At 40.9% G+C, this 13,524-nt stretch carries 8 protein-coding genes; 4 read left to right on the top strand and 4 right to left on the bottom strand.

Annotated features, from left to right (window positions below; all coding sequences use genetic code 11):
• Positions 1-21 precede the first annotated feature (21 nt).
• A complete protein-coding gene (locus BP861_RS07950) occupies positions 22-2,796 on the bottom strand; it encodes a cation-translocating P-type ATPase (RefSeq protein WP_292374200.1) in 2,775 nt (924 codons plus the stop codon).
• Between the two features lie 258 nt (positions 2,797-3,054).
• On the opposite strand from BP861_RS07950, the gene BP861_RS07955 reads away from it, so the two are divergent.
• Both BP861_RS07955 and BP861_RS07960 read left to right on the top strand, forming a co-directional pair.
• Positions 3,055-4,389 (top strand): NAD(P)/FAD-dependent oxidoreductase, encoded by a 1,335-nt coding sequence (locus BP861_RS07955; protein ID WP_292374202.1) that lies wholly within the window; start codon positions 3,055-3,057, stop codon positions 4,387-4,389.
• 433 nt (positions 4,390-4,822) lie between these two features.
• On the top strand, positions 4,823-5,095 hold the full coding sequence (locus BP861_RS07960; RefSeq protein WP_292374204.1) for a DUF3303 domain-containing protein: 273 nt from the start codon (positions 4,823-4,825) through the stop codon (positions 5,093-5,095).
• A gap of 169 nt (positions 5,096-5,264) precedes the next feature.
• On the opposite strand, the gene BP861_RS07965 is transcribed toward BP861_RS07960, so the two are convergent.
• From BP861_RS07965 to BP861_RS07975, 3 genes are all read right to left on the bottom strand, one after another.
• Positions 5,265-6,695, bottom strand: a complete 1,431-nt coding sequence (locus BP861_RS07965; RefSeq protein ID WP_292374207.1) for an aldehyde dehydrogenase family protein — start codon at positions 6,693-6,695, stop codon at positions 5,265-5,267.
• Positions 6,696-6,866: 171 nt separating this feature from the next.
• On the bottom strand, positions 6,867-7,271 hold the full coding sequence (locus BP861_RS07970) for a MarR family winged helix-turn-helix transcriptional regulator (protein ID WP_292374209.1): 405 nt from the start codon (positions 7,269-7,271) through the stop codon (positions 6,867-6,869).
• A 131-nt stretch (positions 7,272-7,402) separates the two neighbouring features.
• A complete protein-coding gene (locus BP861_RS07975) occupies positions 7,403-8,605 on the bottom strand; it encodes an MFS transporter (protein ID WP_292374211.1) in 1,203 nt (400 codons plus the stop codon).
• Positions 8,606-9,407: 802 nt separating this feature from the next.
• Here BP861_RS07975 and BP861_RS07980 point away from each other — a divergent pair.
• Both BP861_RS07980 and BP861_RS07985 read left to right on the top strand, forming a co-directional pair.
• Complete coding sequence (locus tag BP861_RS07980; RefSeq protein ID WP_292374214.1) at positions 9,408-11,573, top strand: DUF2298 domain-containing protein; 2,166 nt, start codon at positions 9,408-9,410, stop codon at positions 11,571-11,573.
• Between the two features lie 124 nt (positions 11,574-11,697).
• Complete coding sequence (locus tag BP861_RS07985; protein ID WP_292374216.1) at positions 11,698-13,422, top strand: flippase-like domain-containing protein; 1,725 nt, start codon at positions 11,698-11,700, stop codon at positions 13,420-13,422.
• Positions 13,423-13,524: the final 102 nt, after the last annotated feature.

The raw sequence follows: 13,524 nt of genomic DNA on the forward strand, positions 1-13,524 counted from the left end.
AAAATCTGCATAGACATCTGATCAAAAATCATAAATATGATCGGAATTCGTTTTTCCGGGATTTTTCCCCGGAGAACTTTTCCTTGAGAAATATTTTACAAGTTCCATAGATATGAGCGTGGTAGAAGCAAGAGCCAGTACTACTCCCCATTCAGACAGAGAAAGTGGAACAGTCCTGAACGCAGTCTGGAGAAAAGGAACATAAATTACCATCAGTTGCAGGATTATTGTGATCAGAACTGCATAAACTAGAGGTTTGTTTGTAAAAAGACCCAGAGAAAAGATAGAGTAACGATCAGACCTCCAGTTGAAGGCATTAAACATTTCTGAAAAAACCACAAGGGTAAAAATCAGAGTCTGCAATTTCTCAAGTGGAAAACCACTATCAACCGCCCAGGTTAAAACGATTAAAGCCTGAAGAGCAATTAGCCCTCCGAGTCCCAACCCGGCTGTAATTTCTCGCCGGGTGATAAGCCCTTCCTCAACGTTTCTTGGCTTCTGTCTCATAATACCATTGTCTGGAGGCTCAACTGATAGAGCCATTGGAGGAAGCCCGTCTGTAATCAGGTTAATCCAGAGGATCTGAACCGCAAGCAGAGGTAGGATCTGCCATCCCAGAATAGAAATAAGGACTATGAAAACCTCACCGCTATGAGCTGAGAGCCCGTAAGTGATGAAATTTCTTATGTTTTTGAATATATTTCGCCCTTCCTCAACTGCTGCAACGATGGACGCAAAGTTATCGTCCGTAAGGATCATGCTTGAGGCTTCTTTGCTGACATCCGTGCCTGTAATCCCCATAGCTATCCCCATATCTGCAGCTTTAAGGGCAGGAGCATCATTTACCCCATCCCCTGTCATCGCCACGACATAGCCCTTTTTCTTAAAGGCATCGATTACTCTCAATTTATGGGTAGGGTAAACCCTGGCATAAACCGAAATCCTTTCGACTTTTTCCTCGAACTCGGCATCCCCAAGGTTATCAAGTTCTGAACCTGTAAGAGTGAGATCGTTTTCCTTTAAAATCCCGAGTTCCTTTGCAATTGCAGACGCCGTAATCTTATGGTCTCCTGTTATCATTACGGTTTTAATGCCTGCATCTGCACATTTCTGTATTGCAATCTTTACTTCCTCTCTTGGGGGGTCTCTCATACCCATTAAACCTAAAAAAGCCATATCTTTTTCAATTTCTTCTGAAGGGATTTCTCCTGAAGAAGTCTTTTCAAGAAACAGATCCTCATCCAGAGGGCAGAATGAGAGAGCCATGACCCTGAGGGCTTGGTCAGCCATTTCCCTGACTTTTTCTGCAATCAACTTATTTATTTCGGGAGATAAAGCCTTAATTTCACCATCAAGAAAAATCTTCGTACATGAGCCTAGAATTACCTCAGGGGCTCCCTTTGAGAAAGCAATAAGACCTTTAACAGGAAAGCTTTCAGACTCGATTTCCAGTTTATTGAAGGTGGTCATTCTTTTTCTTTCAGAGGAAAAGGGTATTTCTCCAAGACGAGAATACTTTTGATCAAGCTCAACTTTACGAAGCCCTGCCTTTGCCGCAGCAACCACAAGAGCTGCCTCAGTTGGATCTCCTTTAATTTCCCATTTCTCATTTTCTTTAAAAAAGTCAGCATCGTTACAAAGAACAGCTCCCAGCAAGAGAGTCTGAAGATGAAGTTCATCTCCAGTAACTTTTACATTTCCCTTAAAAAACTCTCCTTCAGGAGAATATCCTGCTCCTGTAATCTTTAAAATCTGCTCATTGACGCAGATTCTTTCAACTGTCATTTTGTTCTGGGTAAGTGTGCCTGTCTTATCCGAACAGATAACGTTTGTGGCTCCGAGCGTTTCTACAGACGGCAGTTTTCTCACAAGGGCGTGCCTTTTGACCATACGCCTTACTCCAAGCCCAAGCCCTACTGTGACAACTGCAGGAAGAGCTTCAGGGATTGCAGCAACCGCAAGGGCAACCCCCCATAAAAACATATCAAGGAGGGGAAAACCGTAAAAAACACCAAGCATTGCAACAAAAGCCACAATTATAAGAGTTGCAGCTCCAATCCATCTACCAAACTTGTCAAGGCTTTCCTGTAAAGGAGTTCTGGCTCTCTCTATTGTCCCCAGAAGCCCGGCTAGTTCCCCAAAAGTAGTATTCATCCCGGTTGTGGTAACAATCGCACTGCCTCTTCCGTAAGCAACTGAAGTTCCTGTATAAACCATATTTACCCTGTCAGATTCAGGAGTTTCGGAAGGAAGGACTTCAGTGCTCTTCTGAACTGGCACGGATTCTCCCGTAAGGGAAGATTCGTCAGTTTTGAGATTAAACCCTTTAATGACCCTGGCATCCGCTGGAATGCGATCTCCAGTCTGAAGCAGAATAATGTCTCCAGGAACGAGCTTTTTTGAAGGAATTTCTTTTTCGACTCCATCCCTTATAACAGTCGCTTCTGGAGAGGTAAGAGACCTTAGAAGTTCAATGGCTTTTTCGGCTTGATATTCCTGCACGAAGCTGAGAATGCCTGCAAGAAAAACTGTAAAAAGAATCACTGCAGCATCGATCAGCTCCCCAAGAAGGACCGAAATGATAGAAGCAATTATCAAAATAACAATTAATATACTTGTAAACTGTGAAATGAAAAGCCTCAGGATCGAGATTTTTTCCTTTTCTTCAAGTTCATTTTCGCCATATTTTTTAAGTCTTTCTTCTGCTTCCTGAGAACTCAAACCTGATTCTGAGACCCCAAGTTTTTCAAAAACGGAGTTTATTTCCTGGTCGTAATACACCCCTTTATCCCTCAAGCCTCCGGGATTATCCGGAGGTATCTCTCAATTAATATATCCTCTTCTCTAATATAAGTTTCAAAGCATATATAGCGGTTAAGCATATCGATATGCTAAGAGATTTTTAAAGGAATATTGGTTATACGAGGCTTTGGGAAAAAGAGATATAAAACTTTAGCAGTTTTCATACTAAGAAGGGGTCTAGAATCTGTTTGAAATCTTAAGGGACATTAAGATTCTGTTTAAAAGCTAAAACAGATAAGGGAAAAATTGGATATGAAAATCGTAATAATAGGAAGTGGGCTTGCAGGGTTGTCAGCCGGGTACAAGCTCTGCAAATCGAATGAAATTGTTATTTTTGAAAAAGATGAAGAAATTGGGGGGATGGCCGCAAGTTATTGCCAGGACTATAAAGGAAAAAAATATTTTATAGAGAAGTATTATCATCATATATTCAGGAGCGATTCGGAACTTCTTGACCTGATAAGGGAATTAGGACTTGAAAGTCAAATGATGTGGCTTAAGGGGAAAAATGCCTATTTCGTAGACGGTAAAAATTATCCTATGAATACTCCTGCTGAAATTCTAAGATTTAAACCTCTTTCGTTTACGGATCTGGTAAAACTTGGGTTGCTGGTGCTTAGGATAAAGCTAATAAATGATACGACTTCCTACGACAGAATAAAGGCGAAAGACTGGATTCTTGATACTGCGGGACAATCTGTATACGAAAACTTTTTTGCTCCTCTCATGAAAAGCAAATTCGGTGAAAATGCCGAAAATGTTTCTGCAGCCTGGCTCATAGGGCGTGTGAAAATAAGGTCAGATAGAGGAAGTGAAGGAGAAAAACTGGGGTACCTGAGAGGAGGGTTCAATTCCCTGATAGAAGCTCTGGGAAGGGAAATTACTGCACAGGGGGGCAGGATCTTACAGAATAAAGCAATAACGGAAATTGTAATTAAGGACAACACAGTGCAAGGAGTGGTCACGGACGGGGATTTCATGCCCTGTGATGCTGTGATTTCAACGGTTGAACCCAGGGTACTGGACGCCCTCACAAAAGGCAAGCTTGGAGCCCTTCACACAACTCTGCAAAGCATCCGCTATCAGGGAACTGCGTGTGCACTTATAGGCCTTGACAAAGGGCTTATGAAAGATGGAAATTACTGGTTGAATATAAAAGCTGACGTGCCTTTTGGAGCCGTAATCGAGCATACCAATTTTATGCCTTTTGAGGATTATGGAGAGCACCTTGTCTATGTGACCTCCTATTTCCAGGATGAAAACGATGCTCTCTGGCTAAAGAAGGAAGAAGAAGTCCTGGATTCTTACCTGAAGGGTCTGGAAAAGATGTTTCCTGATTTTTCGAGGACTAATATCCACTGGGCAAAACTCTTCCGCAGAATGGATACTGCCCCTGTGTATGAACAGGGATACCTTGAAAAGGTTCTGCCGTTTGCTCCAGGACCATCCGGGCTTTACCTGGCAGGAATGTTCTCATCAACCAATTACCCGGAAAGAAGCATGAACGGCTCTGTAAAAGCCGGGTTTGAAGCTGCAAAATTCTTCATGAAAAAAGACGATAAATGCGAGGTTTGCTGGCTCGACTGAGAGAGGTACCTCCTGTATTTTCATTTCCTGTATATTCATTAGAAGTTTTGTGCATTTGAAGAAGTTTCCGGACTTAATATAGTCTTTTAGGACGAACTATTATATAGACAAAGGGATGATAATATACTGTCTGTATCTGCGTGCAGAAAGAAGTTCTGCATGATTACCTGTCCTTCCGGATTTATCATTCACGGGGATTTAAGAAATGATGGATTAGGAAAAGACAGTAATACTCTAAAGAATCTGGACTTCTGCCGTTAATCGGCATTTGGGGGCGTGCTGGTCAAATCCGCATTTGTGGAGATGGCGCAGGAGAATAGACTTGTTTTCCCTTGAGCTTGGCTCTCAAAAAGAGATCTCGGATGCTGTAAAAAGCTGCCCTGGCTTCCGGGAAGGGGTATTGGCAGCGTGAAAATAAGAGGAGTGGTAAAAGATGTTATTCATGGACGTTAGTACCTGGGACCCTTCGAACCGCGATAAGATCCTTGAACATTTTAAGAAACTGGAAATTCCAGACGGAATCAATATCATAAACCAATGGGTTGACCTTTCTGGAAACCGGTATTATATTCTTTACGAAGCAGAAAGTGCCGAGGCTTATGGAGCTTTCAATCTGCCCTGGTCGGATATCTGCGTAATTGACAGCGTGCCGGTTATGGAAGCTTCCGAATTCATGCAGCTTCTGCCTAAATATTATAAAAAGTAAATTGTAGAACTTAGTATTTCTGTAATTTATTGATACGGTATTCAAAAAAGCCCGATGAGCTGCATATTAACTGGCTCATCGAAAAATCTTTATTTTATTGTTCTTAAATGACAGGGCTTTTTCATAGCTTATTTTTGCTCAGTGCATCAATTTTTTAGCACTACTACATTCAAATTTTTAGCATTAATGCTTTTAGATCAAGATATTCAGATAGAGCATCAGGCCCATTTTCTTTTCCTATTCCACTCTCTCCGGCACCACCGAAAGGAACTTCAGGAGCGACCTTAAGGTGCTGATTTATCCAGATAATTCCTGCATTCAGTTGTTCGCACCCTGTACGGACTCTATCAATATTTTTTGTCCAAATAGAGGCCCCAAGCCCATAACAGGTATTATTTGCCTCTTCAATTGCTTCCTCAAGGTTTTTTACCTGCACTACAGGCAATACTGGGCCAAATACTTCTTCTTTCAAAAGCCTGGATTCCCTTTGTACATCTACAACAAGAGTGGGCTCGAAAAAATATCCCCTGCTGTAGGCGCTGCCCTCTGGAACTCTGCCTCCTGCAACTATTCTTCCCTCGTCCTTTTCTTCGACATCTGCCACAAGCTCTTTTATATATTCCCGCTGCCTGCAGTTATTAAGGGGTCCCATATCAATGTTTTCGTGTAGCCCATTTCCAACCCTTAAGTTCCGGATACTTGCTTCAAGTTTTTTTATGAACTCCTCAGCTACAGATTCAAAAACAAACAGTCTCTTTACAGCAGTACAGGTCTGTCCACAATTGTAAAATCTTCCCCGAAGTGCCCCTGAAACTGCGGTCTCAAGATTTGCATCATCACAGACGATCATGGGATCACTCCCCCCAAGCTCAAGGGTTACTCTTTTCATCCCACCGGCTGCAAGTTCGGCTACACGCTTCCCGGTTCTGGCTTCTCCAGTAAAGGAGATCTTTTTCACCTGAGGGTTCTTAACAAGACTTTCTCCCACAACCTCACCAGGGCCTGTAACGATATTGATCACACCTGGAGGAAGTCCTGCCTCACTCAGGATAGAAGCCAGGGTAAGGTTAGTAAGGGGAGTATTGCTTGCAGGTTTCAGAACAAGCGTATTTCCTGCAATCAGGGCAGGGCTTATCTTCCATGCCATAATAAGCGCAGGCATGTTCCAGGGAATTATGGCTGCACAGACCCCTAAAGGCTTCTTTATGGTAAAAGAGTACCCATTTTGTGGAACCGGAATGAAATCTCCGTGAAAACTGCTTACAAGCCCGCAATAATACTCAAGGACATTTGCAAAACCTTCAATCTCGTTTTTGGATTCGGCAAAAGGTTTACCCTGTTCCCGGGTAAGCAGGATGGCAAGTTCGTCCTTCCTCTGTCTTACAACTCCTGCAGCTGTGTAAAGAATCCTGGCTCTTTGCTGCGGAGATGTGGAAGCCCAACAATTAAAAGCTGAAGATGCAGCTTCAACCGCTATCTCCACATCATATTCCGTGCCTTTCGGAACCTGGTCAATAAGTTCACCTGTTGCCGGGTTTATGATATCGAAAAACTCGCCGCTGTACGATTCTACAGCCTTTCCGTTAATCTGCATTTTCATATCTATCAGTATTCATAAAGATCTATATTAAGATAACAAGAGGTACTGGAGGTTATCTGAAAATCAGATAGTCGATGACAATAGAACAAATCCACTAACTTCTTATCGCGCTTATTCATCGATCAGCCTGTCAAAAATAAGGAGCTTGAATTCCGATTCATGAAATTTAAATTAAGCCTTACGTATCAACCGCCTGAGAAGTTCTCTTTCTTCCAGTGTGAAATCCGAAAGGAGCATATCGGCAAAAAGAACCAATTTTTCCAGAATCACCTTTCTTACTTCCTTTCCTTCTTCAGTCAGATAAACCCTGTAAGCCCAAAGGTCATTTTTATCTCTTTGTCTGTACACGTAACCTTCTTTTTCCAGGTTCTTGATCGCTCTTGTACTTGTTGCTTTACTAACTTTAAGCGTTTTTGCAAGAATTTCCTGAGATATGCCATCCTTGCGGTATAAAACCATTAAAAAATAAAATTGTCCGCTTCCGATCCTGTAAGCTTCGAGTTCTTTTGCCATACAAGCTAGATGGCTCCGGTAGATGATGGCGATCGAACCGAGGATTTCTCTTGGATCTGCCATGATTTTATCCTCCATTTTATAACACCGGGAAGTTTGCTTTGGAATAAGCTAGTTAAGAATTAATAACGAATGAAACTAATTTGAGATTATAATCGTAGATTTTTAGGTTTATATCTTCTTTCAGACACTATTTAGAAATGTCCAACGCCTTTGCTGCGCATAGCTTTTTTCCCATGTAATAAATAATACAATATCAGGCACACCACCGCAAAAACTGCCATGCGCATGTATATTCCTCTGTAACCAGTAAAAGGAATAATAAATCCAACCATTAAAGGCCCAATTCCCATTCCTATGTCTGAAAACGCAAAATAGGTTGAATTCGCCAATCCCATACGGTTTTGTGGAGTTATTTTAACAGAAATGGTCTGAGTACTGGACTGTATAGCTCCAAATCCAAGCCCTATCAAAGCTGCGGCTAACAAAAGTGTATAACCGTGATGAGTTTGGCTAAACAGTATCATTCCAGCCGTAAATGTAAGAATTGCCGGGTACATGATTGCATTTTCACCTTTGGAGTCAAACAGTCGACCAATAATCGGCCTCGAAACTAAAATTACTGCGGCATATACTATGAAAAAGAAGCTGGCTGCATCCACGAGATGAATTTCCTTGGAGTACACTTCAAGGAAGGACACAACACTCGAATAACAGCTGAAAATAAACATACAAACAACTGAAATTGGAATTACCCTGGGTTCAAAGAAGTTGTTAAATTTAAATCCCTTCATTTTCTCCAGCTGTTCTTTTGTTAATTCCATTTTATGTAAGGATGATAAAAATGGCAGAATTACAAGACTGATTGCTGAGGCAACTGCACAAGTAGCAAAAATCATGACGAAACTGCCATACTGGCTAATGAACATACCTAAAAAGGGGCCGATAGCGGTTGCGAGTATCTGACTTAATCCGAAATAGGCAATCCCTTCACCCTTCCTTTCCATAGGAATAATATTTGCAACGATTGTAGCCGTTGCTGTAGTAGTAATACCAAATCCCATGCCATGAAGAAAGCGGACAGTAAACAGATGAAAAATATTATTAATCCTAAAATATAATAGCGTCATAATTAAGCTTAAAATAACTCCCGAGTAAAGGGTCTTCTTATGACCGATTTGTCCGATCCATTTTCCGACAAACAGACGTGCGATAAGTCCGCCAATTATGAATATGCTGGCAGAAAAGCCCGCTTCACCTGGGGATGAATTAAATTTACTCATCGCATATCCAGACATGACTATCATTAATAAGTAAAAACTTAAAGCAGCTATAAAATTTTCAACGAAGATGACTACAAAATCGTTAGTCCATAATCTTGATTTTTTTGAATTCATATATTATGTCTCGTTATGTCTCTTTTTTCTTTTGAAGATCTCTTAAGGTTAGTAAAGCGTGCTACTTTTTGTGTATTTAAAAAGCCATAATCGAATTCGGAAAGCTAGCATGCAGGTTTACCGCATCTGTTTGGCGGCAGACTAGACCAGAGGTTGTTTCGATCTAGCCTTTTTTCATATGTTGAACTATTATCGGATAACTATTCTCGAACAACTATTCTCAGATAACTGTTCTCAGAGAATTATTCTAGAAGTACTATGTTTGAATTAGTTACATTGTGAAACTAATTTGATCTTTATACATTTTTAACGTATATATTAGTTACTAATGAAATCAAAATAGGATACGAATTAGCGAGATAAGAATTAGCAAAGCCGAACACAAAGAACAAAAACCTGAATACAAAGGAAATACAGAGGAATAGTGAATAATGAAGGCTTGTTACAGGCCTCTAGAGAGAATTCAATCATGTAAAATTTAAAAAAGATAAAATTGGAAGAAAAAGAAAATTTTTTCCATACGATAAAAATATAAATCTATTTACAAAATACATATTATTAAAATACATATTATCGGCACTTATGTCAGGTAAATAAAAGTTGGGGAACAGGAATACCGACTGCAAAAGTATTTGGAAGATTTAAATAACCTCTCAGAACCAATATTGACCTTTAGTGACCTTTCAGAACCAACAAAAAGCTCAGGCTTTGAATACAGGTTTTGTGCATGAAAAGTACACTTCAATAGAGTGGGGCTTTAGAAAGTGTACGTTAAAAAACCAATTTTAAAGGGAAGAGAGCTGTGTTAGAGTATCTTCATGTAATTTTCTGGTTTGTTTTCATTGAAGTACTGGGCTTGATTTCCATACCTCTTGCCGGAATAACTGGAAATCGGCTTGCTGACAGAGGATATTCTGCAGCGAAGACCCTGGGAATAGTGCTCGTTACGTATCTTGCCTGGCTTTTTTCTTATGTATGGGGTTTTAACAGACGCACGATCCTGATCTCAGTACTTTTACTTTGCCTTATATCGATAATTGTTTATCGAAAACAAAGGACTTTACCAAAAAAGAAGATTCTGTTATCAAATGAACTTTTATTCGCTGCAGGGTTCTTTTTTTTCCTGCTTGTACGCATGTATCTCCCTGAGATTTACAGGCATGAAAAGTTTATGGATTTTGCTTTTCTGAACACAGTAATGAGAACTTCTTCGTTTCCTCCGAGAGATCCCTGGTTTGCAGGCGGCTCCCTCGAATTTTATTATTACTTTGGATACCTTTCGGTTGGAGTTCCGGGAAAACTGCTTTCTGTCGAACCATCCATGCTCTTCAATCTGGCTATTGCACTCACTTTCGCCCTTTCCTTCAATCTCCTTTTCGGATTTGGATACAATCTTACTCATGGAAAAATCAGATGTGGGATCCTCACTTCAGTATCCGTAATCTTGCTAGGAAATTTACAGGGGCTTAAAGAATTCATATACGTATATTTTACCAAGGAGACAGTCCCAATGGGATACTACTGGAGCAGTTCGAGAGTTATCCCGTATACGATAAACGAGTTTCCGTACTTCAGTTTCATACACGGTGACCTGCATTCTCATATGCTTGCAATTCCTTTCCAGCTTCTGGTACTTGCTTTCCTCCTGAACATATATATCAGGAAAGATAGCAACCGAATCTTTGAAAGTATGCTGGCTCTTCTTATTTTTTCAATATCTCTTGGCTTTTTATTTCCTTCCAATTCCTGGGATTTCCCGATATATTTTGGCCTGATGTTTGCAGTTATTTTTGCTTTTTACTACGGGCATTATATTCGTAATAAAAGACTATCTTGCTCCATTACCGGCTTTCTGGGAACAGTTTTTTTGGTTTCTATTTTTAGCCTTCTTCCGTACTTGCCTTTTTACCTATCTTTTAAACCTCAAGCCGCAGGTGGATTTGACTTTGTTCAGCCGGAAATCAGGACAACAATTGAAGAATTCCTTATCCTGTTCAGCCTCTTTCTTTTTTTGACCTTTTCTTTCCTTATCGCACGCCTAGAATCCAAACGAAAAATACAATATTTCATCCTGTGGACAGGAATAGCTGCATTCTTTGCCAGAGAATGGGCTACTCCCCTGCTTGTGATCCTTCTCCCTTTACTTGTCCTTTCACTCTATTCCTTCATAAAAGACCTTCCGGAAAGGAGCAACGCAGGATTTGTATCTCTCCTTACAGCAGCAGCTGCATTTATAGCCCTTATCTGCGAAATAATCTTCCTAGATGACCCAATTTCTGGGAGCTTCGCCCGCATGAATACGGTTTTCAAATTTTACATGCATTTATGGATTTTTCTGGCTATTGCAGCTTCTTATTCATTCTATGAGCTTTATCTCCGCTACAGAACCATGCATGAGAGTAGCCTTCCTTCGAGCATGGTTTATGGAAAGAAAGTCTGGACGATCTCACTTTTGCTCCTAGTTCTCTCGTGTAGTGTTTTTCCTATAGTAGCTACCATTACAAGAATAAAGGATATGAATGCAAAACCTACCCTTGACGGCATGGAATATATGAAAGGGATTGATAAGGGGGATTATGACGCTATAAAATGGATCCAGGAAAATATCAAAGGTACTCCAGTAGTTCTTGAAGCTTCCTCAGATGATAGCAGTTATAGTTATATCTCCCGTGTCTCGACAAATACTGGGCTTCCTACAGTTATTGGCTGGTCAAGACATGAACAGTTCTGGGGAAGAAACCAAGAAGAAATCAGGAAAAGGCTTGAAGACGTAAATTCCATTTACAGTACCGACAGTAAAAAAAAAGCTCTTGAGCTTATGAATAAATATAAAGTAAGCTATGTGTATATCGGTCAGCTTGAACGGCAGATGTATGATATAAGGACGGTTAAGTTCGAGGACGAAACTTATTTTGAACTGGTTTACCAGGACTCAGTCCAGATTTATAAAGTAAAAAGAGAATTCTGAGTTTTCGGTTTTTAGGGGGAACCTTAAACTTGGGAGTTATATAAAAGTCTATTTATACAAATAGGAAATTCGCTCCTAATACTGGAATGAAAATTAAGGGGGGTTATCCATTACCAGCGTTTCGGTGGTTCTACCGGCGTATAACGAGGCAGCGAATATAGAGGAAGCTGTCTTAGTTACAGCTGAGACACTTTTAAAAATAACTGATCATTTCGAGATCATTATAGCCGAAGACGGTAGCACGGATGGTACTGATCGGATTGCTTCCAGTCTCTCGGAACAGTACTCTTACGTTGTCCACTTGCATTCGGACAAACGGCAGGGACGGGGAAAAGCTCTTAACCGGGCTTTTAAGGCCGCTTCAGGAGAGGTCCTCTGCTATATTGATGTGGACCTTGCGACAGATATGAAATATCTGGAAAAGCTGATCAGGTCTGTAAGCACGGATGACTATGATTTTGCAACAGGCTCAAGAATGATGCGCGAAAGCGATGCGAAAAGACCTTTTAAGCGGGAGTTTGCAAGCAGAGGATATAATTTTCTAGTTAGGCTTTTTCTGCACTCAAAACTCTATGATCACCAGTGTGGCTTTAAAGCTTTTAGAAAAGAAGCTCTCTTTGAATTCCTCGATGAGGTAGAGAATGAACACTGGTTCTGGGATACTGAAGTACTCGTAAGAGCCCAGCACAAAGGATACAGGGTAATAGAATTTCCGGTTTACTGGAGACATGGAGGGTCAAGCAAGGTTAATCTGGCAAAAGATGTCAAAGGAATGGGGTCTGAAATATTCAGACTCAGGAGGGAACTCTCATTCCCACTTGAAGTATCAGGAAAAGGAAAATTCTATTTAACAGCCACCCTCGCAATCCTGATCCTTGCATTTGTTGCAACCTTCCTGGGCGCATCCGATATTCTGGAAAATATAAAGCAGGCATCCTTCAGGACTCTGGGGCTTGCCTCTCTGGTATACTGTATTTCCTGGCCTATAAGAGGAGTCCGCTTCCAGCAGATCCTTAAAAGACTCGGAAATCAATACGGGCTTGGATTTCTTACAGGAAGCATTTTTATCAGCCAGTCCGCAAACGTAATTCTCCCGGCGCGGATAGGAGATCTAAGCAGGATGTATATCCTGAAAAAAAGCAAAGATCTTGACTATACAACTAGCTTTTCCTCACTAACTGTAGAAAGAGTCTTTGATGTAGTTGCAATTACTTCGATAGCAATACTTGCGTCTTCAGGTGCTGCTTCCCGTTTTAAACTCGCCCCATGGATGGACTCCCTGATAAAGCTGTCTGGACTTGCAGTAATACTTTTCTTTTTAATTCTATTCGTTGTGTCTTTCCGAGAAAACTTCACTACAAAAATGTTGGGAACGGATAATTCCCAGAATGGGTTTTCTGGAAAAATAAAAAGCTTTGCAGCTACTTTTCTTCATCAGATGAGTATCGTTGCCGTACAGCCGAGTGCGTTTCTTGCAGTGACCGCATCTTCTCTTCTTATATGGGGAACAGATATACTCACCTGTTTCCTTGTCCTCAAATCTTTTCCGACAGTAGGGGTGAACATCTCATCTACATATATGATATCTCTGATTTTCCTGGCTGTAGCTCTAGGAAATATAGCAAAAACTTTTCCTATAACGCCTGGAGCTATAGGAACATATGAAGTTGCCCTTACTGCAGTCTTTGGAATTGGGGGAATCAACCCGGAAATCGGGTTTACGGCTGCCGTGCTTGACCATATTATAAAGAATTCAATTACTTTGATCGGAGGCGGCTTTTCCCTCTCGGAGCTAGGACTCAGGTGGAGAGAGGTACTTTGCACGGACAAGGAAGTTTTGAAAGGATGAGCAAATAACTGGTCAAGATGCTTTAAAAAATCAAATTGCGTGTGGTTATTTTATTTTAAAGGATGGGGTATGCTTCGGGCCGCACGCTCGGTTTCAAGGAGT

Source organism: Methanosarcina sp. UBA411 (assembly GCF_002495725.1).
In the GTDB taxonomy this organism is placed as follows: Archaea; Halobacteriota; Methanosarcinia; order Methanosarcinales; family Methanosarcinaceae; genus Methanosarcina.

Coding starts and splice junctions, on each gene's coding strand:
- BP861_RS07955 (WP_292374202.1), top strand. CDS start 3,055: ATGAAAATCGTAATAATAGGAAGTGGGCTTGCAGGGTTGTCAGCCGGG.
- BP861_RS07960 (WP_292374204.1), top strand. CDS start 4,823: ATGTTATTCATGGACGTTAGTACCTGGGACCCTTCGAACCGCGATAAG.
- BP861_RS07965 (WP_292374207.1), bottom strand. CDS start 6,695: ATGAAAATGCAGATTAACGGAAAGGCTGTAGAATCGTACAGCGGCGAG.
- BP861_RS07970 (WP_292374209.1), bottom strand. CDS start 7,271: ATGGCAGATCCAAGAGAAATCCTCGGTTCGATCGCCATCATCTACCGG.
- BP861_RS07975 (WP_292374211.1), bottom strand. CDS start 8,605: ATGAATTCAAAAAAATCAAGATTATGGACTAACGATTTTGTAGTCATC.